We start from the raw sequence: 22,857 nt of genomic DNA on the forward strand, positions 1-22,857 counted from the left end.
AAAATTAATTGTTTGAGTGAATTTCATTATGACATATGTATAGATATACTATTTATTTTACTTCAATATATCTTATTGATTTATTCGTTGCACCTTCTGAATCTTCTACAGTATATTCAATTTTATATTTGCCTTCTTTTTCAGTGTTAATATTTCCATCTACTGAAATTTTGTGCGTTAAGTCACCATCTTCTTTATCATAGGCACGTACGCCATTTAATAAATTATAGTTATTTCCTTTATCGATGATAACATCGTTTGTTCCTTTTAATTCGGGGATAGAATTTTCTGTAGCTTCTGCACTTAGATTAGGTGAAACAAGGGTTGCAGATACCCCGAGTGCTGATAATGACTGCATTAATTTATTCATAACGTAAACCTCCGTATGAGCGTCATTTATTTTTTATCTTAAATACACTATATTTTATTTTGATAGAAATTACATCGTACTATAGTCTTAATATAACGTAATTGTGTAAATTAAGTTATAATTTTTCGAAAAAATTCAGTTAACTGTAATAAATTTTTGAAAAATGTAAAAACTACTAAAGAAAATTGAGTGTTTTTGAATAAAACCTTATTGATGGATGTTTTAATAATATAAGAGCTGTTTTAGGAGATGGTTTAAAAATGAATATGAGCGTGGGAAAGAAATCTGATTTTACGAAAAAAGATTTTGTCTGCTTATCTGGCCATATATGATTTGAATTGAAAAGTATAAAATATTTAACTGAACTTCAGCTTACAAACAATTCTCACTTACGCAATTTGTTCGTTTTGTAAAAAATGATTTGAAGTTTTATATAAGGAAGATAGTAGATCAACACGGCCTATATTTCATAAAAGTAAAATAAACGTCAATTTCTATTGTAATCACCTAGAAATTGACGTTTATTCATTAGTTTGAGATATGAAATCTCAGTTTTGCCTGTTATTTAAAATGTTTTTAAATTAAGCGTGTGATTGTTATTCAATACCTCTACGCATTTTTTCGGCCATAAGTGTATTGTTTAATACCATTGTAATAGTCATTGGGCCAACGCCACCAGGTACAGGTGTAATAGCACCAGCAATTTCTTTAACTTCATCATAGGCAATATCACCTTTTAATTTTCCGTTTTCATCTGGTGTATTACCAACATCAATTACAACTGCACCTTCTTTAACATCTTCTTTAGTAACAAGTCCAGGACGTCCAACAGCACTAACGATAATATCAGCGTTTTTTAAATGTTGGTGCATGTCTTTAGTTCTTGAGTGAAGTATCGTTACTGATGCATTTTTTTGTAATAACAGTTTTGATACTGGTTGACCTACAATATGACTTCTACCTATAACAACAGCATCTTTTCCTTCTAAATCAATGTCAGCATGATTTAGCAATTCCATAATACCAAGAGGTGTACAAGGTACAAAAGTTTGTTGGTCAATATATAATTTACCTATATTTTCAGGATGGAATCCATCAACATCTTTAGCGGGGTTAATTGATTCTAGAACTTTTTGTTCGCTAACTTGATCTGGTAGTGGCACTTGAACTAATATGCCACTGACACTGTCATCCTCATTTAAGCGTTGAAGTTCACTTAATACTTTTTCTTCACTAGCACTTTCATCTAAATGTACGATTTCAGAAATCATGCCTATTTTTTCTGCAGCTTTCTTTTTAGAATTCACATAACTTTTACTAGCACCGTCATTACCTACTAATATTACTGATAATTTTGGCGTGTAACCCTTAGTTTGTAAAGCTTCGACTTGATCTTTTAGACCTTGTCTATAATCCTTTGCGATTTGTTTCCCGTCTAAAATTTTTGCGACCATGAAAAAATCCTCCTCCAATGTATGAACTTTAACATAATTAACATCATGTTTTTCAACCAAAAGACGAAAATTTAAAGATTTTTTTGCTTTAAAGTTCGATTTTTGATTGAAAAAGCGATTTTTAGTTGTTATGCTATATCTGTAATATACATCTAATAGACGTAACATTTCAAATTTCTGAAAGGGTGTTCATTTTGAAAGTGGTAGTCATAATGGGTAGTTCTTCCGACTGGGAGACTATGAAAGAAAGTTGTCAAATGTTAGAACAACTAGATATACCGTACGAAAAGAAAGTTGTTTCCGCACATCGTACGCCTCAATTAATGTATGAATTTGCAAAAGGAGCTAGAGACAATGGCTATGATGTCATTATTGCAGGTGCTGGTGGAGCAGCACACTTGCCAGGTATGGTTGCTTCAATGACGACATTACCAGTAATTGGTGTGCCAATAGAATCTAAAAGTTTAAAAGGATTAGATTCTCTTCTATCTATTGTCCAAATGCCGGGTGGTATTCCAGTGGCAACGACAGCTATAGGCAAATCTGGAGCCAAAAATGCAGGAATACTTGCTGCAAGAATGCTCAGCATTGGTAATAAAGTTATCCAAAAGAATTTGGAAAATTATGAAAAATTATTGGTTGAGAAAGTGAGTGATATGCAACATGAACTTCAATAAACTGACATTTGGATCAACGATTGGAATTATTGGTGGCGGGCAATTAGGAAAAATGATGGCACAATCTGCACAGAAAATGGGTTATAAAGTTATCGTTTTAGATCCTGATGAAAATTGTCCATGTCAATATGTAGCGCATCAATTTATAAAAGCAAACTATGATGACGAACAATCGCTTATTCAACTAGGTGAATTGTCCGACGTTATCACATATGAGTTTGAGAATATTTCTGCGCATCAATTACAAACATTAGTTTCTCAATATAATATTCCTCAAGGTTATCAAGCTATACAACTGTTACAGGATAGATTGATTGAAAAGCAAACCTTGCAAGGTGCTGGAACTCAAGTAGCACCATTTATAAAATTATCTGACCCAGATGAGTTATCTCAAGCTATAGAAACAATTGGTTTTCCTTTTATGATAAAAACAAGATTTGGTGGATACGACGGAAAAGGACAATTACTTATTACAAATGAAACAGATTTGGACAATGCAAAAGCGTTAATTGAAAAGCAAGAATGTGTCGCTGAAAAATTTTTAAATCTACAAAAAGAAGTTTCTTTAACGGTAACGATTGGTAACAATAATCAAATTACGTACTTCCCGTTACAAGAGAATGAACATCAAAACCAAATATTATTTAAGACTGTTGTGCCTGCACGTGTGGATTCACAAATTGAACAATTAGCACGAAATGAAGTTGAAAAGATCATCAAACATATTCACTTTGTAGGTACGTTTACAGTGGAGTTTTTCATCGATTCAAACAATCAATTGTTTGTGAACGAAATTGCACCTAGACCTCATAATTCAGGACATTATTCAATTGAAGCGTGTGATTATTCGCAGTTTGATACACATATATTAGCAGTGACAGGTCAACACTTACCAGAAAAAATCGAATTATTAAAACCTAGTGTAATGATGAACTTATTAGGAAGAGATTTAGATCTGTTAGAACATAAATTCGGCGATCATCCTGAATGGCATGTACATATTTATGGAAAATCAAGTCGTAAACCTGACCGTAAAATGGGTCATCTTACAATGCTTACAAACAATGTAGAACAAACAGAACAAACTTTACTAAATCATTTTGAAGGGAGACATGGCTAATGTCTTTGTTATATGAAGGAAAAGCGAAAAGAATTTTTTCTACGGCACAATCAGATGTACTTCGAATTGAATATAAGGATGAAGTCACAGCTGGTAATGGTGCCAAAAAAGATTTTATAGAAGGTAAAGGCCGTTTAAATAATCAAATTACTTCTAGAATTTTCAGTCTTATTCAAGATCGTGATATTAATAGTCACTTTATCGAACAACTATCAGAAACTGAACAACTCGTAAAATCTGTAGACATTATTCCATTAGAGGTCGTAGTTAGAAATATTGCTGCAGGCTCTATAACAAAGAGATTAGGCTTTGATAAAGGTCATAAGTTTGAAAGCCCATTAGTTGAATTCTTTTATAAAAACGACGATTTAAATGACCCTTTAATTACAGAAGATCACATACAATTATTAAATATAGCTAGTAAAGATGAAATTGAAAAATTAAAAGATGCAGCAATAACAGTTAATTCAGTATTGCTTGAATTAATGGATGATATGGATCTAAGACTCGTAGATTTCAAAATAGAGTTTGGACGTAGCACGAATGGCCAAATTTTATTAGCAGATGAAATTTCACCAGATACATGTCGCATTTGGGATAAATATAGTGATACAAATTTCGATAAAGACGTTTATCGTGAAGATACTGGTTCAATCATAGACACTTATCAAACTTTTCTTAATAAATTGGAGGAACTATAAAATGAAAACAATTGAATTGCATATCACATTACAGCCACAAGTATTAGACACACAAGGACAAGCTTTAAATCGCGCAGTACATGATTTAGGATACACACAAGTTAATGATATACGTGTTGGTAAATTACTGTACATGACAGTTGATGAAGCTACTGATGCTGCAGTTCACAATGTCGTTACAACTTTAAGCGAAAAACTTTTTGCAAACACCGTTATTGAAGAATATAGCTATAAAGTATTGGAAGAAGGGGAGAAAGCATAATGAAATTTGCAGTGCTAAAATTCCCAGGATCCAATTGTGATAGGGACATGTATAATGCAGCATTGAAATCTGGTGTAGAAGCAGAATATGTCGACTATAGAAATACATCTTTAGAAGGTTTTGACGGTGTTTTAATACCTGGTGGTTTCTCTTTTGGTGACTATTTACGTTCAGGTGCGATGGCAAGTGTTGCACCTATCACTGAAGAAGTGAAACGTTTCGCTAAAGAAGGGAAACCTGTATTAGGTGTTTGTAACGGATTTCAAATTCTTACAGAAATAGGTTTGCTGCCAGGTGCATTATTGCATAATGATTCACATTTATTTGTAAGTCGTAATGAACTACTAAAAGTAGTCAATAATCATACACCTTTCACTAATTTATATGAAGAGAATGAAAATGTAGTATATCCTGTAGCGCATGGGGAAGGTCATTACTATTGTACATCAGAAATGTATGACAGATTAGAAGAAAACAATCAAATCATTTTAAAATACAAGGATAACCCCAACGGTTCTTACAATGATATTGCAGGTATTGTAAATAAAAACGGAAATGTTTGTGGAATGATGCCGCACCCTGAACGTGCGATGGAATCTTTATTAGGTTCTGATAGTGGCGTTAAGTTATTTGAAGCAATGGTTAATAGTTGGAGGGAACAAAATGTCTAAGTTTATCGAACCAAGTGTGGAAGAAATCAAATTAGAAAAACGATATAAAGATATGGGTTTATCGGAGTCAGAATACGATAAAGTATGTGAAATTTTAGGTCGTGAGCCCAATTTTACTGAAACTGGTATTTTCTCTGTCATGTGGAGTGAACATTGTTCTTATAAACATTCCAAGCCATTTTTAACTCAGTTTCCAACGTCAGGATCACATGTGTTGATGGGGCCTGGTGAAGGTGCAGGCGTCGTAGATATTGGTGACAACCAAGCAGTAGTATTTAAAGTTGAATCACATAATCATCCCTCTGCTGTTGAACCATATCAAGGTGCTGCTACTGGGGTAGGAGGCATTATAAGAGATATTGTTTCAATCGGTGCTAGACCAATAAATTTATTAAATAGTTTACGCTTTGGTGAATTGTCAGAAAAACAAAATCGTCGATTATTACGTGGTGTAGTAGCCGGTATTGGCGGTTATGGCAATTGTATTGGGATTCCAACAACTGCGGGTGAGATAGAATTTGATGATAGATATGATGGCAATCCATTGGTCAATGCAATGTGCGTAGGTATCATTGATCACGATAAAATTCAAAAAGGTACTGCTAAAGGCTCCGGTAATTCAGTTATATATGTGGGATTAAAAACAGGACGTGATGGCATTCACGGTGCTACTTTTGCATCTGAAGAACTAAGTGAAGATAGTGAAAGTAAGAGACCTTCAGTACAAATTGGTGACCCATTTGTTGGAAAAAAATTAATGGAAGCAACTTTAGAAGCAATAACATTTGATGAGCTAGTAGGTATCCAAGATATGGGGGCAGCAGGATTAACATCATCATCTTCTGAAATGGCTGCTAAAGGTGGAAGTGGTTTACATCTACAATTAGAAAAAGTTCCAACAAGAGAAAAAGGTATTTCACCTTATGAAATGATGCTTTCTGAAACTCAGGAACGCATGTTATTAGTAGTTGAAAAAGGATCTGAAGATAAATTCTTAAATTTATTTGATAAGCATGAATTAGATAGTGCTGTTATCGGTGAAGTTACAGATACAGATCGTTTTGTACTTACATATGAAGATGAAATTTTCGCTGATATACCCGTACAGCCATTGTCAGATGAAGCACCTGTTTACGTGCTTGAAGGTGAAACTCCTCAATATAATGAACCTAAAAATGAATACAGTGACATAGATGTCGAAGATGTATTTAATCGTTTACTCATTCATCCAACGATTGCTTCAAAACGTTATTTATACGAGCAGTATGATCAACAAGTTGGTGCGAATACTATTGTCAAACCGGGCTTACAATCATCAGTTGTTCGTGTTGAAGGATCAAATAAAGCAATTGCTTCTACGATAGATGGTGAAGCACGATATGTCTTTAATCATCCATACGAAGGCGGAAAGATGGTAGTAGCAGAAGCATACCGTAATTTGATTTCTGTAGGTGCTACACCTTTAGCGATGACCGATTGTTTGAATTATGGATCACCGGAGAAAAAAGAAATTTATCAACAATTAGCAGATTCTACTAAAGGTATGGCTGAAGCCTGTGAAATATTAAAGACACCAGTCGTTTCTGGCAATGTATCCTTGTATAACGAAACAAAAGAAACTTCAATATTCCCAACACCAGTCGTAGGTATGGTTGGTTTGATTGAAGAAATTGATTATTTCAATGATTTTACGCCAAAAGTGGGTGATACGCTTTATGTTGTAGGCGATACATTTAGCGATTTTGGTGGGAGTCAAATTGAGAAATTACTTTTCAGTAAGGTGAATCATGAAGTTGAAACCATTGATTTATCAAATGAAGTCAAAAGAGGAGAGTCGATTAAAAGGGCAATACGTAATGGTATAGCATCCCACGTACAAACAGTGGGTAAAGGTGGCCTGTTAATGACTTTTGCTCGTATCAGTGCACATTATCAAATGGGCTTAAATGTAACTTTAAATCTAAAAAATGAGCAATTATTCAGTGAAACGCAAGGGCGTTATGTAGTAGCAGTAAAAGGTGACCAACCTTTAGATATCGCAGATGCTATTAAAGTTGGTACATTAACAGAAGATGGAAAATTTGTAGTTTCTAACGGGGACACGTTAATTTCACGTGATGTGAAACAATTGAATGAACAGTGGGAAGGAGCAATTCCTAAATGTATGACTACAACGGATTAAACGAAGAATGTGGCGTTTTTGGTATTTGGAATCATCATGAAGCAGCACAATTGACGTATATGGGTTTACATAGTTTACAACATAGAGGTCAAGAAGGCGCAGGTATGGTGTGTTCTGATGGACAAAAACTCACTGGAGAAAGAGGGCTTGGCTTATTGACTGAAGCCATTTCAGATACACAGTTGGAATCATTTAAGTCCTATCAACATGCGATTGGTCATGTACGATATGCGACATCGGGGAATAAAGGTATAGAGAATATTCAGCCATTTTTGTACCATTTTTATGATATGAGTGTCGCAGTTTGTCATAACGGAAACCTTATAAATGCACAAAGTTTAAGAAAATCTCTTGAGCATCAAGGTTCTATTTTCCATTCTTCTTCAGATACTGAAGTAATCATGCATTTAATTCGTAAAAGTAAAGCGCCAACCTTTGAAGCAGCGTTACAGGAAAGTTTACGAAAAATAAAAGGTGGTTTTACATTTGCGTTATTAACAAAAGATGCATTATATGGTGCTGTTGATCCAAATGCAATCAGACCTTTAGTTGTAGGAAAAATGAAAACAGGTGCTTACATCATCGCAAGTGAAACTTGTGCTATAGATGTTTTAGGTGCAACGTATGTAAGAGATATCCATGCAGGTGAATATGTGGTTATCAATGATGAAGGTATTCGAGTAGAGTCTTATACGAGACATACGAATACGGCGATATCAGCTATGGAGTATATTTATTTTGCTAGACCAGATTCAACTATTGCAGGAAAAAATGTTCATGCGATTCGTAAACAATCTGGTAAACAATTAGCGTTAGAAAGTCCAGTTGAAAATGCAGATATGGTTATTGGTGTACCTAATTCTTCACTCTCAGCAGCCTCTGGTTATGCTGAACAAAGTGGTTTGCCATATGAGATGGGGTTAGTCAAAAATCAATATGTAGCGCGTACATTTATTCAACCAACTCAAGAATTAAGAGAGCAAGGTGTAAGGGTCAAATTATCGGCAGTAAAGGATATCGTACAAGGCAAAAATATCGTCTTAGTGGATGATTCTATTGTTAGAGGCACGACAAGTAAGCGTATAGTACAAATGCTAAAAGATGCTGGAGCTAATGAAGTACATGTACGTATTGCTTCTCCTGAATTTATGTTTCCAAGCTTTTATGGTATAGACGTTTCAACTACTGCTGAACTCATATCAGCGAGCAAATCACCATCAGAAATCAGTGAACATATTGGTTCAGATTCTCTGGCCTATCTAACTGTAGCTGGTTTAATAGATTCAATTGGTCTTGATGTAGATGCTCCTTATAAAGGATTATGTGTAGAAAGTTTTACAGGTGATTATCCTGCTGGTCTTTATGATTATGAACAAGATTATTTTGAACATTTAAGCGAACGTCAAAAAGAATATTTAGCAAATCATAAACAATACTTTGATAGAGAGGGTAATTTAAATGTCTAAAGCATACCAACAAGCAGGTGTTGATATTAGTGCAGGTTATGAAGCGGTTGAACGTATGTCAAGTCATGTTCAAAGAACAATGCGTAAAGAAGTCTTAGGTGGATTAGGCAGTTTTGGTGCTACATTCGATTTATCACAGTTAAATATGAAAGCACCATTACTCGTATCTGGAACAGATGGTGTTGGTACTAAATTAAAGTTAGCGATTGATAATGACAAACACGATACGATAGGTATTGATGCAGTAGCGATGTGTGTCAATGATATTTTAACAACTGGTGCAGAACCATTGTATTTCTTAGATTATATTGCAACACATAAAGTTGTTCCAGAAGTTATTGAACAGATTGTTAAAGGGGTTAGTGACGGTTGTGAAGCTACAAATACAGCACTGATTGGTGGCGAAACAGCTGAAATGGGTGAAATGTATCATGAAGGTGAATATGATTTAGCAGGATTCGCTGTAGGAGCTGTTGAAAAAGAAGCGTATATAGACGGTTCAGCCGTGAAACCAGGTGATGTAATAATAGGTCTTGAATCAAGTGGTATACACTCTAACGGTTACAGCTTGGTACGTAATTTAATAAAAAAATCAGGTATTAATCTACAAGACAAATTTGATCAAAACCACACATTTTTAGATATCTTTTTAGAACCAACACGACTATATGTCAAGCCTGTATTAGCTGTAAAAGAACACGTAAACATACATGCGATGACGCATATTACTGGTGGCGGATTTATTGAAAATATCCCAAGAGCATTGCCTGAGGGTGTAGGTGCAAAAATTGATGTAACTCAATTTCCAACACCAAAGATATTTGAATGGTTGCAAAAACAAGGCAATATTTCGACTAAAGAAATGTACAATGTATTTAATATGGGGATCGGTTTCACCTTAGTTGTTGATACTAATGATGAAGCTAAAGTATTAAATACGTTACAACAAGCACAAGTAAATGCATATAGAATTGGTGAAATTGTTAAAAGTGAAGCGCCAATTCATTTGACGGGGGTATGAAAGTGACAAAAATTGCTATCTTTGCTTCAGGGTCAGGAAGTAACTTTGAAAGTATCATGTCACAAATAGAAGCAGGTCATTTGCCGAACATTGAAGTGACTGCTTTATATACGGATCAGGTTAATGCTTATTGTATTGAGCGAGCAAGAAAATATCATTTAGATGTACATATTAATGAGCTTAAAAACTTTGATTCTAAAGCAGATTATGAGCGGAAAATCATTGAATGGTTAACAACCGAAAAAGTTGAATGGATTATTTTAGCTGGTTATATGAAATTAATCGGTGAAAATATATTAAATGCCTATCAAAAACGTATCATTAATATTCATCCTTCATTATTGCCGAAATATCGTGGTAAAGACGCGATTGGTCAAGCATTAAATAGTGGTGACAAGATCACAGGCACAACAGTACATTTTGTAGATAGTGGGATGGATACAGGAGAAATTATTGAACAACGTACATGTGAAATAAAACCGGATGATACGAAAGAACAATTAGAAGAAAGAATAAAAGCAATTGAACATGAATTGTATCCAGAAGTTATTTCAAAAATTATTCAATAAGAGGTGCCAATAAACATGAAAAAGGCAATTTTAAGCGTATCTAATAAAACAGGCATTGTCCCTTTTGCACAATCACTCCAACAGTTAGGTTATGAGTTATATTCGACTGGTGGTACGATGCGAACGTTAGTCGATGAAAATATTGCAGTTAAATCTATATCAGAACTTACACATTTTGACGAAATTATGGATGGGAGAGTCAAGACATTACATCCAGCCGTTCATGGTGGTATTTTAGCTGATCGTAATAAACCAGAACATTTAGAACAATTAAAAGAACAGCAAATTGATTTAATAGACATGGTTGTTGTAAATCTATATCCATTCAAGGAGACTGTTGCCAATCCAGATGTTACAGAAAATGACGCGATTGAAAATATAGATATTGGTGGGCCTACTATGTTACGTGCAGCAGCTAAAAACTTTAAACACGTTACTACTATTGTTCATCCATCGGATTATAATGAAGTGATTGAAAAACTAAAATCAAATCAATTAGATGAATGTTATAGAAAATCATTGATGATTAAAGTATTTGAACATACGAATCAATATGATAATGCAATTGTTGATTTCTTTAAAGAAAATAAAGAAAGTTTAAGATATGGTGAAAATCCACAACAACAAGCATCATTTGTAAGAACATCTGATGCCAATCATACGTTAGGTGGCGCGAAACAGTTGCATGGTAAGCAATTGAGTTATAACAACATTAAAGATGCAGATGCGGCGTTATCTTTAGTTAAGCAATTTGAAACACCTGCTGCAGTTGCAGTTAAACATATGAATCCTTGTGGTGTAGGTATTGGAACAAATATTTATGAAGCTTATCAGCGTGCATTTGAAGCGGATAGCCAATCCATTTTTGGAGGTATCGTTGCTTTAAATAGAACCGTTGATGCTACTTTGGCTGAAACGTTGCACAGCATATTCTTGGAAGTGATTATTGCACCGAAATTTTCCGATGAAGCGTTAGCGATTTTAAATAAAAAGAAAAATATTAGATTATTAGAAATTGATATGACAATTGATAATAATGAGCAAGAAATAGTATCTGTTTCAGGTGGATATTTAATACAAGATAAAGACAATGTATTAATCAAACGTGATGATTTAAAAGTCGTTACAGAAAATGCACCTACAGAAACTCAATGGGATGCAATGTTGCTTGGTTGGAAAGTGGTTGCCTCTGTTAAAAGTAATGCGATTATCCTATGTAACGATAAACAAACAGTCGGTATTGGTGCCGGTCAAATGAATCGGGTAGGATCAGCACAAATTGCAATAGAACGTGCGATTGAAATTAATGATAATGTCGTAATGGTATCAGATGGTTTCTTCCCGATGGATGATACGGTAGAACTAGCTGCTCAACATGGTATTAAAGCGATCATTCAACCAGGGGGTTCAATTAAAGATCAAGATTCAATAGATATGGCTAATAAATATGGCATTGCAATGGTAACGACTGGCGTTAGACACTTTAAACATTAAAATATTGGAGGCAAAATTATTTATGAAAGTACTAGTCATTGGCACAGGCGGAAGAGAACATATTTTAGCACACAAGTTAAAACAATCTTCACTCGTAAATGAAATTTTTGCAATTCCAGGGAATGACGCAATGTCAGACATTGCAGATGTACATTGTGAAATAGCGGAAACGGACCACACTCAGATTGTTGAATTTGCTGTTGAGCATGATATTTCGTGGGTGATTATTGGCCCTGAACAACCACTTACAGAAGGTTTAGCAGATAAATTAAACGCAAAACAAATTAAAGTGTTTGGGCCAAACCAAGCAGCGGCTCAGATTGAGGGATCAAAATTATTCGCAAAGCAGTTAATGCAGAAATATCATATTCCTACTGCAGAATATAAAGAAATATCAAACAAATCTGATGCACTAAATTATATTGAAACATGCCAGTATCCTATCGTATTAAAGAAAGATGGTTTGGCAGCTGGTAAAGGTGTAATTATAGCTGAGAATTATGGTGAAGCTGAAGCAGCGGTTCATTCATTGTATCCACAAGAGCTTGGTACAGTTGTCTTTGAGCAATTTTTAGAAGGTGAAGAATTCTCATTGATGACATTTGTAAATGGTGATTATGCCGTGCCATTTGATTGTATTGCGCAAGATCATAAACGTGCATATGATGACGATAAAGGGCCTAACACAGGTGGTATGGGGGCGTATTGTCCTGTACCTCATATAGATAAGGAAGTACTTAACCTCACGAATGAAATCATTGCACAACCTATAGCTCAAGCAATGTATAAAGAAGGTTATGAATTTTTTGGCGTCCTTTATATTGGTGTGATTTTAACAGCAGATGGTCCGAAAGTAATAGAATTTAATGCTAGATTTGGCGACCCTGAAGCACAAGTATTACTAACGAGATTGGAAAGTGATTTAATGCAACATATCTTAGATTTAGAGGCTAAAAAGAAAATAGCATTTAAATGGAAAGATTCGTCTGTCGTTGGTGTAATGCTTGCTTCTAAAGGGTACCCTGGAAATTACGAAAAAGGTAAGACTGTTTCAGGTTTTGATTTAAATGGTAATTATTTTGTCAGTGGTTTGAAAAGAGATAAGGATAAATTTGTCACCAATGGTGGTCGTGTCATCTTAGCATTAGGAGAAGGTCATGATATTACTAGTGCTAAAGCAAATGCCTATAAAGCTGCAGAAAAAATTCAAAGCGATGGACTATTTTATCGAAAAGATATTAGTAATAAAGCAATAAAACATTTATAAATATTAAAAAAAGTCGTAATTTCTATTTAGAAGTGTATAGAAATTACGACTTTTTAAATTTTGAAACTGTATATCGTTAAAAGCTATGTGCTCACAGATCAATCTATGTAAATTGACATATAAAAAGATAAGACAAAGTGGTTTAGTTTTTGTCTTATCTTTTCTTAATTGGATAGTAATGAATTTTGGATATAATAAGGTAATCGTTAATATATATTTTTTATACGAACATCGTTTATACCTGTAATCGGTAAGTGAAGTGCTAAGAAATAAGCAACAACCAAAATGATGATAAAAACGATGATTAATAGAAAGTCTTTATACGAGAAAGGTGTATGATAATAGTAGGTGCGCGGACCATCTTTAAAACCTTTTTTCTCCATTGCAACAGCAAGTTGATGAGCTTTTCTAATGTTTTGGCTTAAAAGTGGAATCATAAGATGTTTGATTCTACTAAATAAATTATAATTTTGTTGAGAGATAATTTGATATCTCATTTTTAAAGACTTTCTAAGTTGAACTAAAGTGCTAATCATTAATGGCACCATTCTTATAGCAGCCATAAAAGCATAAGCAACTTTAGGCTTAACTTTTAAATGTTGCATTAGGCTGTAAAAGACCATTACAATTTCAGAAGTGAAAGCAATTAAAATACCGAAAAATGAAACGGTTGTTGTACGTAACGCTAAATGCAGCCCTCTAACTAAACTTTCAGTACTAATTTGAATAAATCCTAATTTAAACAATATATGAGTGCCTTCACCATAAAAAATCATGAATAAAGCTGAAATTAGGCTGAAAGTTATAGTAAAGAAAATAAAAGCAAATGTTATTTTAAATTTTATACCATTGAACATTAATAAAAACAGGAACATCAATAGACAAATATAAATCATAAAATCGAATTGATGTACAAATATAACAAAGAAAAACAAAAAAACAGCTAATGCTAACTTTGTAATGATATTCACATCATCCATGAAAGAGTAGTGTTTTTTCCACATTTCAAACATGATGCTCACCTGCTATCTCTAGAATTTGTTTTTGACTTACACACAATTTACGTGTTGGATAGCGTGCGATAATTTCAGGATCATGTGTAACCATAATAATTGTTTGGCCATCTCTAACGCGTTGTTGGAATAATTTAATTAAATTAAATGTATTATGACTATCTAAACCGAATGTTGGCTCATCTAATAAAATATATTCTGATGTAGAGCTTAAAGCTATTGCTACACTCAGTCTGCGTTTCTGCCCGATTGACAGTTCATAAGGGTGTTGTGATTGAACATCTTCTAAATTTAACATTTTAAGCATTTGAATTGTTTTTTCTTCAGCTTCTGATATAGAAGGATAATTAGCTTTGTTTTGTATAAAAATTTCTTTGTAAACTGAATTCGCAATAAATTGAATTTCAGGATTTTGATATACAAGATACATATTTTTAGCAGCTTCTTTGATTTTAGTAAGCTTTTTGCCATCAAAAGACATTGTGCCTTCATATTTAATAAGTTGCATCATCGATTCTAATAAAGAAGTCTTGCCTGAGCCATTTGTACCGGTGATTGTAATCCATTCGCCACTAGTGATATTAAGTTTTGGTATATCGATAAGTGTCTTTTTACTTCTTTTTATAGTGCCTTGTTCAAAAAGAAATAGATGCTCATTGGCATATAGAATATTAGATTGCTGTAAATCTATAGGTAAAGGTGCTTCATCCCAAGCTTTTGGATGCCAAACGCCATATTCGGATAAAAGGTGTTCATAGTTGTTTAATATGTCAGCTGGTGAGGCATCACCAATAATAACACCATCATAGTTTAATAATATTACACGATCGATATGCTGCCATATATGTTCTACTTTATGTTCAACTATAATCACAGTTTGATCTTGCCATAACGCTTTAATCTTATTCCATAATTCTTCTGTTGATGTTACATCTAACATCGCGGTTGGTTCATCTAGAAATAAAGTATTAGCTTGTTGTAATAATGTTTCTGCAATTGCTAATTTTTGTTTCATACCGCCACTTAAATTATTGATATATTGGTCTTTATTGACGTTTAAATCAACAGACTCGAGTGCTGATTCAATCAATGCATCCATTTTATGTCGTGGCGTTTGTAAATTTTCAAGGACAAAGGCGAGTTCCTCATATACCTTTGGCATACAAAATTGGCTATCAGGTTCTTGAAAAATAACACCACAATCTTGATCAATCTCTAATTTATCGTATTTCATTGGCAAATCAATGAGATTTGGTACGATACCACTTAAAACATTCAATAACGTGCTTTTACCTGAACCAGAGGGACCAAGTATAAGCACCTTCTCTTTATCTTTAATTTCAAGTGATAAATTGTCGAATATTTTCTTTTGTCCATTTGGATATTTAAGACGTAGATTTTCAGTGACTATCAACTTTTATGCTCCTTATAAATTGTCATAATCTTTTTGTGTTGCAGGTCTGAATAATTTGGTTACGCCAGTTTGATCTAATATTTTCACAATATAGTAGGACAACAATCCAGCCACAACAATACCGCTAATCAATCTAAATACGATATAAAGTGTTAAGTTCCATCCTGCAATTTCTCCTAAATAACCATAAGCAAAATCAAGAGGAAGTGTCGCAACAGATGCTAAAAATCCTGCTAACATAGCTACCATTGCCGAACGTGATTTATATCTGAAAATAGCGAAAATAATCTCACATGCTAATCCTTGAAGTAATGCATAGACCATTGTTGGAATATCAAATCTTCCCATGACAATTGTTTCACCTGCACCAGCAGCAAATTCAGCTAAAATCGCAATACCAGCTTTTGGTATAATCAAATATGCAACAATTGCAGCCATAAACCATGCGCCATATGTTAGTTCTTCAATATGAAGACCAGAAACTTGCACTGCCTTATATACTAAAGTCCAAATATTATAGACGATAGCAAACACAACAGCTATAAGTACGGTTACTAAAATTTCTGATAGTTTTAAACCTTTTGACATAAATTCTCCTCCAATAAAAAAACGCACAACCATCTAGAAGTTGCGCGTTAAATATAGGCATACGGATACCAAAAAACATATCACGATACACTTTCCTACGCTAGTTTAATCTAGATCAGGTTCAAAGGGTTTGAGGGTATACCTCATCTCAGTCACTAAACACCCCTAGTGCGAATATTAAATTTAATTTTAACTATAATGTATGACTTTTAATTAGTTATGTCAAGGTGTATTAACGTTGAATTTGATATTTATGACTTCAATCACAACACATAACGTAAGGTTAAATAAAGACTTTTTGTATAGTGCATTGGGTGATGTGGCAGTGTGGTTTTGTTAATTAAAGTTTGTTTAATTCATCGTTTTTAATGAAAAAGGGAATTGTCAAGTTCAGTTACATATCACAATAAATACATGATGTAGTGTAATTTATAAGAAAGTGTTTTTAATTATTGTCCAAATATATCATTGTTAAGATGTTGTTGTGTGCTTCATCCATTTATTCATATGTGTGTCAGAGTAAAGTCTCGAATCATATTTTGAGTAAGAAGTATGAAAATCAAATGACATGATATTAAATAAAGGACTAAAACCATGTAAAAGTGGTTTTAGTCCTTTAGACTAATTATGAGATTGATGTTTCAGATTTTTTAATATTAACCTTGATAGAATGAACAAAAATTAAATGCTATTGTTCTCTTTTAATTTAAATTGTAATGTTCATATAGAAATCAAGCACATTTAGTTTAATCTAAAGTATCTTGAATATTTTTTTTCGTTTCTTCAGTACTATCTTCAGCAGATTCTTTTTTATCTTTCAATTTATCTTCAGCTTCTTTTGCTTTTTCAGCTGCTTTTTTATTTAATTCTTCTTTACTCATAGTTAAACACTCCTTCAATATTCAAATGACTTATGTTTTCAATATACCACTTTATTTGGAAACTAAACCACAAAGATCTAACTGTATATTACGTTAAATTTGAAATATTTGTTTAATCGATTATGTTTGGTGGAAACTTGACTGTACAACTATTTTCTATCATACTATAGACTTATTTATTGATTTATTAAAGACAAGAACTAAATGTTAATATATAATAACTTTGAGGTGAATGGTATGTCTTTTTTAAAGAAACACGCTGAGATATTATATAGTTATATAATAGGCATCGTTTCGCTCTTCACAGGTCTCATCATTTTAATAAATTTATCTATGGTCCATGACTTAAAGGATAAAGGTAAAATTGAATTACATATTCATAATGTTTGGGATTTTATAAATGCATTTTTTGCAGAAATCATAAGAGTCATGAGTAATTATATAGGGAATTTCCCTGTTATAAGTGCAGTATTAATTATTTTATTTGGTATTGCAGTCATCTTACTCGGATTCACGCTATTAAGAACAACAAGATATGATTATGATGTTTCAATCTTCTTCTTAGTGATAGGTATACTGTTCTTCATTATAACACTTATTTTAATGACACAAGTTTATAGCTTCTTTGCTATCATTTTTATTATCCCATTTGTAGTTCATATTGGGTATATTGTATATAAAGATGAACTAAATCCAGATCACAGAAAATATCATTATTTATTAATTATTTTCAGTTATGGGATAAGTTATTTAATTACGCAAATCGTATTATATGGAAGAATAGATAGCGACGAAATTATCCCTATTGATATTTTGAGTGTAAATACATTCTTTTTAATAATGTGGTTACTAGGTCAAATGTCAATTTGGAATTTCTTGTTTTTAAGAAGGGCACTTCCTTTAACAAAACAAGAATTAGGTGAAGAAGAACCTGAATTATCTAGAACAAGCAAAGGTACAGTTACAAACCAAACGAAAGAGCATTTGAAAAGTTTACAAGATAAGACAACTGAGTTTACTCGGAAAACACGTAGAAGTGTTGATATTCAAAAATTAAGAGATAAAAAAGACAAATTTATCGAAAAATGGAAGAATATTATTGATATACAAGAGGATGATATTCCAAATTGGATGAAAATTCCAAAATGGGTTAAATCAGCTTATGTAGAAATATTTTGTGGTGTTGTATTATTATTCTTTACAATTATAGAATTTAATAATAGAAATGCTTTATTTGTTTCAGGTAATTGGGAAATTTCTCAAACACAATATGTGATTGAATGGATTACCTTATTATTACTAATGCTGATTATTATTGCTTATATATTAACGACATTAACGAACTTCTTGAGAGATAAATTCTATTATCTGCAGTTGTTTATGGTTAGTATATTATTTTTCAAATTGTTAACAGAATTTATGAATATTATGGTTCATGGCCTACTATTGTCAATTTTCATTACGCCAATATTGTTTGTGATGTTAATCGCAGTAATTGTATCATTTATTATTAAATTGCGTGAACCTTCAAAAGATTAACAAGTAAATAAACTTTTAAAGGACTGGCTATTGCTAAATGCCAGTCCTTTTTGATTCATGATTGAAATAACACAAAAGATAAAAAACAATAATACAATGTTTGAATTGAGAAATCATTCAATTATAGATAAATGATGTTACGATATTTCTTGAGATGATAGAATAAGAAAGCATAAATTATAAAATTAGAAGAAAGGCTGACATATAATTATGAAAACTGCCGTATTAAATAAAGGTAAAGAAACGAAATATCTAAATGGATACCCATTAATCGATGATGATGACGTGTATGCGCATGATCATTTAAAAGAGGGCGATTTATTCTCGTTAGTAAATGATGAACAAACCTATATTGCAACTGCGTACGTCGGAAGGCAACATAAAGGACTTGGATGGGTATTGAGCTATGATGAAAATGAAGTGATTAATACTCAATTTTTTGAGAGACTTTTTGAAATCGCAATACAAGAAAGAGCGTATTTTTATAATATTGAAGGTACTAATGCTTTTAGAATATTTAATGGTGAAGGTGATGGTGTAGGTGGTCTAACTATTGATAATTATAACGGACACTTTTTAATACAATGGTATTCTAAAGGTATTTATAAATACCGTTATCAAATTTTAAATGCATTAAAAAATACCTTAGAATACAAATCTGTGTTTGAAAAAATGAGATTTAAAGATGCCCAAATAGCTGGAGGGTTTGTTGATGGGGAAGCACCAGAATTTCCTATTATAATCGAAGAAAATTTCACATTTTATAATGTGGATTTAAATGATGGTCCTATGACAGGTATTTTCTTGGATCAAAAAGAAGTACGAAAGAAATTAAGAGATCATTTTGCTGAGGATAGGTATTTGTTAAATGTGTTTAGTTATACTGGTGCTTTTTCAGTTGTCTCAGCAGAAAAGGCCAAAGTCACTACTAGCGTTGATTTAGCTAACAGATCACGCACATTAACAGAAGAAAATTTTGGCTTAAATGCAATTGATCCAAAGACACAATATATATTTGTAATGGATACCTTTGATTATTTTAATTACGCGCGCCGTCATGATTTACTTTATGACACAATCGTTATTGATCCACCTAGTTTTGCAAGAAATAAGAAAAAAACATTTTCAGTATTGAAAGATTACGATAAATTAATACTAGGTGCTTTGGAAGTACTTTCGCCAAATGGAACTTTATTATTGTGTACGAATAATAGTACATTTTCATTAAAAGCATTTAAAAAAATGATTAAAGATACATTGAATAATGCAGAAGTTGATTTTGAACTATCAGAGGTAATGGGATTACCAAAAGATTTTAAAACACATCCACACTATAAACCATCAAAATATTTGAAGGCTATTTTTGTAAATATACAGTAATTTCTGTGAAAGAGGGTAATATTTTTACAGTACAAGATTTTACCAAGGAGTGAATATCATGAGTTTTAAAAATAAAATAACTAATAATGTAACACAGAAAGTCGGAAATAAAGTTTTAAATATTGAAGATATAAAAAATAAAAGCGATATACCAACGACTAACATAGAATTAGATGAACGTCGTCAACGCGCTCAAGCTATAGTGAGAAAAAAATCAATGTTATCTTCAAGTGTTAGTATTGTACCAATACCAGGCCTTGACTTTGGTGTCGATATCAAGCTAATGAGAGATATTATAGAAGACGTTAATAAAATCTATGGTTTAGATCACAAACAAGTAAATTCAATGAGAGAAGATGTAAAAGAACGTATTTTTACAGCTGCTGCAATACAGGGTAGTCAATTTATAGGTAGAAAAGTATCTAATGCCATATTAAAAGTCGTTATTAGAGATGTTGCAAAACGTATGGCTGCTAAACAAACAAAATGGTTCCCACTTGTAGGGCAAGCTATTTCGGCTTCAATCAGTTATTACTTTATGAAAAAAATCGGTGAGGATCATATTGAAAAATGTGAAAAGGTTGTTAAATCTTTAATGTAATGGTGGAGCGTTTTCATAAAAAGTAACAATATTCATTGAATATTGTCATATCATGGGTGCAACGAATTGAATTTATATGTATAATTTGGTAATGTTATTATATAAAACTATGCTAGGTTTTATAATAAACTAACGATTCTAACTATACGAAGGAGACATCATATTATGGAACAAAAATCATATGTAATTATTGACGAAACAGGTATTCATGCACGTCCAGCTACAATGCTTGTTCAAACTGCATCAAAATTTGATTCAGATATTCAATTAGAATATAACGGTAAAAAAGTTAACTTGAAATCAATCATGGGTGTTATGAGTTTAGGTGTAGGTAAAGATGCTGAAATTACAATCTATGCTGATGGTAGCGATGAAACAGATGCAATGGAAGCGATTACTGATATCTTATCTAAAGAAGGATTAACTAAATAATATGTCTAATTATATTAATGGCATTGCTGCTTCAGATGGTGTAGCAATTGCTAAAGCATATTTATTAGTTGAACCTGATCTTTCATACGATAGTGAGAAGATTCGAGATGTCGACGCAGAAATTGCTAAGTTTCAAAATGCTATTGAAACATCTAAAGTTGAATTAACAAAAATTAGAAATAATGCTGAAAAAAATCTTGGTGCTGATAAAGCCGCTATTTTTGATGCACATTTACTAGTCTTAGATGATCCAGAGTTAATTCAACCGATTGAAGATAAAATAAAAAATGAACAAGTTAACGCACCAACTGCGCTTTCTGATGTAACTGGACAATTCATTACTATTTTTGAAGCGATGGATAATGAATACATGAAAGAGCGCGCTGCAGATATTCGTGATGTGTCAAAACGCGTTTTAGCACATATATTGGGTGTGGAATTACCAAATCCTAGTATGATTGATGAAAGCGTTGTTATTATAGGTAATGATTTAACACCTTCTGATACTGCTCAATTAAACAAGGAATTTGTACAAGGCTTTGTTACAAATATTGGAGGTAGAACTTCTCACTCAGCAATTATGAGTCGCTCACTTGAAATTGCTGCAGTAGTAGGAACGAAATCAATCACGCAAGAAGTTAAACAAGGTGATATGATTATTGTTGATGGTTTAACTGGCGAAGTGATTATTGATCCTACAGAAGACGAAGTCATTGCATATCAAAACAAGCGTGAACGTTTCTTTGAAGATAAAAAGGAACTTCAAAAATTACGCGATGAAGAAACAACAACTGTTGATGGTGCTCATGCTGAACTCGCTGCTAATATCGGTACACCAAATGATTTGAAAGGTGTAATTGAAAATGGCGCTGAAGGTGTCGGATTATATCGTACTGAATTTTTATATATGGGTAGAGACGAAATGCCGACTGAAGATGAACAATTTGAAGCTTATAAAAAAGTACTTGAAACAATGGAAGATAAACGCGTTGTTGTTCGTACTTTAGATATTGGTGGAGATAAGGAACTCCCATATTTAAATTTACCAGAAGAAATGAATCCATTCTTAGGATACCGTGCGATTCGTTTATGTTTAGATCAACCTGACATTTTCAGACCGCAATTGCGTGCTTTATTACGTGCGTCAGCTTATGGGAAATTAAATATTATGTTCCCAATGGTAGCGACAATTAAAGAATTCCGTGATGCGAAAGCATTGTTATTAGAGGAAAAAGAAAATTTAACAAATGAAGGTATTGAAGTATCTGATGATATAGAAGTTGGTATCATGGTAGAAATTCCTTCAACTGCAGCATTAGCAGATGTTTTTGCTAAAGAAGTAGATTTCTTCAGCATCGGAACGAATGATTTAATTCAATATACAATGGCCGCAGATCGTATGTCAGAGCGAGTATCTTACTTGTATCAACCATACAATCCAGCAATTTTACGTTTAGTGCAACAAGTGATTGATGCTTCTCATAAAGAAGGCAAATGGACTGGAATGTGTGGAGAAATGGCCGGAGATGAAATTGCTATTCCATTACTATTGGGCCTAGGATTAGATGAATTCTCTATGAGTGCTACATCAATTCTTAAAGCACGTCGTCAAATTAAAGGATTAAGTAAAAATGAGATGGAAGAGTTAGCGCAAAAAGCGATTAACTGTGCTACTTCTGAAGAAGTACAAGATTTAGTAAGTAATTATGCGAAATAAAAAAAGCTGGTAATTCATTATATAATGGATTACCAGTT

22 protein-coding genes and 1 riboswitch are annotated in these 22,857 nt (G+C 32.9%); of the genes, 16 read left to right on the forward strand and 6 right to left on the reverse strand.

Features of this window, described 5'->3' with window-relative positions; genetic code table 11:
- Positions 1-52: 52 nt before the first annotated feature.
- On the reverse strand, positions 53-370 hold the full coding sequence (locus HMPREF2586_RS08150; RefSeq protein WP_046207900.1) for an immunoglobulin-like domain-containing protein: 318 nt from the start codon (positions 368-370) through the stop codon (positions 53-55).
- A gap of 596 nt (positions 371-966) precedes the next feature.
- Complete coding sequence (folD, locus tag HMPREF2586_RS08155) at positions 967-1,824, reverse strand: bifunctional methylenetetrahydrofolate dehydrogenase/methenyltetrahydrofolate cyclohydrolase FolD (RefSeq protein ID WP_046207899.1); 858 nt, start codon at positions 1,822-1,824, stop codon at positions 967-969.
- 194 nt (positions 1,825-2,018) lie between these two features.
- On the opposite strand from folD, the gene purE reads away from it, so the two are divergent.
- Genes purE through purD form a run of 11 tightly spaced genes read left to right on the forward strand, consistent with a single transcriptional unit; the run spans position 2,019 to position 13,254 of the window.
- Positions 2,019-2,501 carry a 5-(carboxyamino)imidazole ribonucleotide mutase gene (gene purE / locus HMPREF2586_RS08160; RefSeq protein ID WP_064209115.1) on the forward strand — a complete coding sequence of 161 codons (483 nt, stop codon included), beginning with the start codon at positions 2,019-2,021 and terminating at the stop codon, positions 2,499-2,501.
- A complete protein-coding gene (gene purK, locus HMPREF2586_RS08165) occupies positions 2,488-3,621 on the forward strand; it encodes a 5-(carboxyamino)imidazole ribonucleotide synthase (protein ID WP_064209114.1) in 1,134 nt (377 codons plus the stop codon). The genes purE and purK overlap by 14 nt, the downstream gene beginning before the upstream one ends.
- A complete protein-coding gene (gene purC / locus HMPREF2586_RS08170; RefSeq protein WP_070658325.1) occupies positions 3,621-4,322 on the forward strand; it encodes a phosphoribosylaminoimidazolesuccinocarboxamide synthase in 702 nt (233 codons plus the stop codon). The genes purK and purC overlap by 1 nt, the downstream gene beginning before the upstream one ends.
- A 1-nt stretch (position 4,323) precedes the next feature.
- On the forward strand, positions 4,324-4,584 hold the full coding sequence (gene purS, locus HMPREF2586_RS08175; RefSeq protein ID WP_019468141.1) for a phosphoribosylformylglycinamidine synthase subunit PurS: 261 nt from the start codon (positions 4,324-4,326) through the stop codon (positions 4,582-4,584).
- Positions 4,584-5,255, forward strand: a complete 672-nt coding sequence (gene purQ / locus HMPREF2586_RS08180; RefSeq protein WP_070658327.1) for a phosphoribosylformylglycinamidine synthase subunit PurQ — start codon at positions 4,584-4,586, stop codon at positions 5,253-5,255. Before purS ends, purQ begins: the two co-directional genes overlap by 1 nt.
- Positions 5,248-7,437, forward strand: a complete 2,190-nt coding sequence (gene purL, locus HMPREF2586_RS08185; protein WP_070812712.1) for a phosphoribosylformylglycinamidine synthase subunit PurL — start codon at positions 5,248-5,250, stop codon at positions 7,435-7,437. The genes purQ and purL overlap by 8 nt, the downstream gene beginning before the upstream one ends.
- Positions 7,416-8,903 (forward strand): amidophosphoribosyltransferase, encoded by a 1,488-nt coding sequence (gene purF, locus HMPREF2586_RS08190; RefSeq protein WP_070038035.1) that lies wholly within the window; start codon positions 7,416-7,418, stop codon positions 8,901-8,903. Before purL ends, purF begins: the two co-directional genes overlap by 22 nt.
- Positions 8,896-9,924: a phosphoribosylformylglycinamidine cyclo-ligase gene (purM, locus tag HMPREF2586_RS08195; protein ID WP_070658332.1), complete on the forward strand. Its 1,029-nt coding sequence runs from the start codon at positions 8,896-8,898 to the stop codon at positions 9,922-9,924. Before purF ends, purM begins: the two co-directional genes overlap by 8 nt.
- 2 nt (positions 9,925-9,926) lie before the next feature.
- Positions 9,927-10,493 carry a phosphoribosylglycinamide formyltransferase gene (purN, locus tag HMPREF2586_RS08200; RefSeq protein WP_046207891.1) on the forward strand — a complete coding sequence of 189 codons (567 nt, stop codon included), beginning with the start codon at positions 9,927-9,929 and terminating at the stop codon, positions 10,491-10,493.
- Positions 10,494-10,508: 15 nt separating this feature from the next.
- Entirely contained in the window at positions 10,509-11,987 is a 1,479-nt protein-coding gene (gene purH / locus HMPREF2586_RS08205; RefSeq protein ID WP_070658334.1) for a bifunctional phosphoribosylaminoimidazolecarboxamide formyltransferase/IMP cyclohydrolase, read from the forward strand.
- A 22-nt stretch (positions 11,988-12,009) separates the two neighbouring features.
- A complete protein-coding gene (gene purD, locus HMPREF2586_RS08210; protein WP_046207889.1) occupies positions 12,010-13,254 on the forward strand; it encodes a phosphoribosylamine--glycine ligase in 1,245 nt (414 codons plus the stop codon).
- Between the two features lie 206 nt (positions 13,255-13,460).
- Here the strand turns inward: purD and HMPREF2586_RS08215 are convergent, their stop codons facing one another.
- From HMPREF2586_RS08215 to graF, 4 genes are all read right to left on the reverse strand, one after another.
- Positions 13,461-14,267: an energy-coupling factor transporter transmembrane component T family protein gene (locus HMPREF2586_RS08215; protein WP_046207888.1), complete on the reverse strand. Its 807-nt coding sequence runs from the start codon at positions 14,265-14,267 to the stop codon at positions 13,461-13,463.
- A complete protein-coding gene (locus HMPREF2586_RS08220; RefSeq protein WP_070658336.1) occupies positions 14,260-15,681 on the reverse strand; it encodes an ABC transporter ATP-binding protein in 1,422 nt (473 codons plus the stop codon). The genes HMPREF2586_RS08215 and HMPREF2586_RS08220 overlap by 8 nt, the downstream gene beginning before the upstream one ends.
- A gap of 12 nt (positions 15,682-15,693) precedes the next feature.
- The gene (locus HMPREF2586_RS08225) at positions 15,694-16,269 is read right to left on the reverse strand and encodes an ECF transporter S component (RefSeq protein ID WP_046207886.1); all 576 of its coding nucleotides are present in this window, start codon (positions 16,267-16,269) and stop codon (positions 15,694-15,696) included.
- A 75-nt stretch (positions 16,270-16,344) separates the two neighbouring features.
- Positions 16,345-16,446, reverse strand: a riboswitch (TPP riboswitch).
- 569 nt (positions 16,447-17,015) lie between these two features.
- A complete protein-coding gene (gene graF / locus HMPREF2586_RS12935) occupies positions 17,016-17,150 on the reverse strand; it encodes a glycopeptide resistance-associated protein GraF (RefSeq protein ID WP_196296357.1) in 135 nt (44 codons plus the stop codon).
- 237 nt (positions 17,151-17,387) lie between these two features.
- Between graF and auxA the strand changes: the two genes are divergently transcribed.
- The 5 genes from auxA to ptsP all read left to right on the forward strand — a co-directional run bounded on the left by auxA (position 17,388) and on the right by ptsP (position 22,819).
- Complete coding sequence (auxA, locus tag HMPREF2586_RS08230) at positions 17,388-18,689, forward strand: lipoteichoic acid stability factor AuxA (protein WP_064209110.1); 1,302 nt, start codon at positions 17,388-17,390, stop codon at positions 18,687-18,689.
- A gap of 210 nt (positions 18,690-18,899) precedes the next feature.
- On the forward strand, positions 18,900-20,069 hold the full coding sequence (locus HMPREF2586_RS08235) for a class I SAM-dependent rRNA methyltransferase (RefSeq protein WP_064209109.1): 1,170 nt from the start codon (positions 18,900-18,902) through the stop codon (positions 20,067-20,069).
- A 58-nt stretch (positions 20,070-20,127) separates the two neighbouring features.
- Positions 20,128-20,670, forward strand: a complete 543-nt coding sequence (locus HMPREF2586_RS08240; RefSeq protein WP_070658338.1) for a DUF697 domain-containing protein — start codon at positions 20,128-20,130, stop codon at positions 20,668-20,670.
- Between the two features lie 165 nt (positions 20,671-20,835).
- Complete coding sequence (locus tag HMPREF2586_RS08245; RefSeq protein ID WP_019467646.1) at positions 20,836-21,102, forward strand: phosphocarrier protein HPr; 267 nt, start codon at positions 20,836-20,838, stop codon at positions 21,100-21,102.
- Position 21,103: 1 nt separating this feature from the next.
- Positions 21,104-22,819, forward strand: coding sequence for a phosphoenolpyruvate--protein phosphotransferase (gene ptsP / locus HMPREF2586_RS08250; RefSeq protein WP_070658340.1), 1,716 nt, complete (start codon positions 21,104-21,106; stop codon positions 22,817-22,819).
- The last annotated feature ends 38 nt before the right edge of the window (positions 22,820-22,857 follow it).

The organism is Staphylococcus sp. HMSC034G07, from assembly GCF_001835975.1.
In the GTDB taxonomy this organism is placed as follows: Bacteria; Bacillota; Bacilli; order Staphylococcales; family Staphylococcaceae; genus Staphylococcus; species Staphylococcus ureilyticus.

Excerpts from the sequence above, each read along its gene's own strand:
- purQ (WP_070658327.1), top strand. The coding sequence starts at position 4,584 with ATGAAATTTGCAGTGCTAAAATTCCCAGGATCCAATTGTGATAGGGAC.
- HMPREF2586_RS08240 (WP_070658338.1), top strand. The coding sequence starts at position 20,128 with ATGAGTTTTAAAAATAAAATAACTAATAATGTAACACAGAAAGTCGGA.
- HMPREF2586_RS08235 (WP_064209109.1), top strand. The coding sequence starts at position 18,900 with ATGAAAACTGCCGTATTAAATAAAGGTAAAGAAACGAAATATCTAAAT.
- HMPREF2586_RS08245 (WP_019467646.1), top strand. The coding sequence starts at position 20,836 with ATGGAACAAAAATCATATGTAATTATTGACGAAACAGGTATTCATGCA.
- purS (WP_019468141.1), top strand. The coding sequence starts at position 4,324 with ATGAAAACAATTGAATTGCATATCACATTACAGCCACAAGTATTAGAC.
- purL (WP_070812712.1), top strand. The coding sequence starts at position 5,248 with ATGTCTAAGTTTATCGAACCAAGTGTGGAAGAAATCAAATTAGAAAAA.
- auxA (WP_064209110.1), top strand. The coding sequence starts at position 17,388 with ATGTCTTTTTTAAAGAAACACGCTGAGATATTATATAGTTATATAATA.
- purF (WP_070038035.1), top strand. The coding sequence starts at position 7,416 with ATGTATGACTACAACGGATTAAACGAAGAATGTGGCGTTTTTGGTATT.
- folD (WP_046207899.1), bottom strand. The coding sequence starts at position 1,824 with ATGGTCGCAAAAATTTTAGACGGGAAACAAATCGCAAAGGATTATAGA.
- purD (WP_046207889.1), top strand. The coding sequence starts at position 12,010 with ATGAAAGTACTAGTCATTGGCACAGGCGGAAGAGAACATATTTTAGCA.
- HMPREF2586_RS08225 (WP_046207886.1), bottom strand. The coding sequence starts at position 16,269 with ATGTCAAAAGGTTTAAAACTATCAGAAATTTTAGTAACCGTACTTATA.
- purM (WP_070658332.1), top strand. The coding sequence starts at position 8,896 with ATGTCTAAAGCATACCAACAAGCAGGTGTTGATATTAGTGCAGGTTAT.
- purK (WP_064209114.1), top strand. The coding sequence starts at position 2,488 with ATGAACTTCAATAAACTGACATTTGGATCAACGATTGGAATTATTGGT.
- graF (WP_196296357.1), bottom strand. The coding sequence starts at position 17,150 with ATGAGTAAAGAAGAATTAAATAAAAAAGCAGCTGAAAAAGCAAAAGAA.
- purC (WP_070658325.1), top strand. The coding sequence starts at position 3,621 with ATGTCTTTGTTATATGAAGGAAAAGCGAAAAGAATTTTTTCTACGGCA.
- HMPREF2586_RS08150 (WP_046207900.1), bottom strand. The coding sequence starts at position 370 with ATGAATAAATTAATGCAGTCATTATCAGCACTCGGGGTATCTGCAACC.
- purH (WP_070658334.1), top strand. The coding sequence starts at position 10,509 with ATGAAAAAGGCAATTTTAAGCGTATCTAATAAAACAGGCATTGTCCCT.
- HMPREF2586_RS08215 (WP_046207888.1), bottom strand. The coding sequence starts at position 14,267 with ATGTTTGAAATGTGGAAAAAACACTACTCTTTCATGGATGATGTGAAT.
- ptsP (WP_070658340.1), top strand. The coding sequence starts at position 21,104 with ATGTCTAATTATATTAATGGCATTGCTGCTTCAGATGGTGTAGCAATT.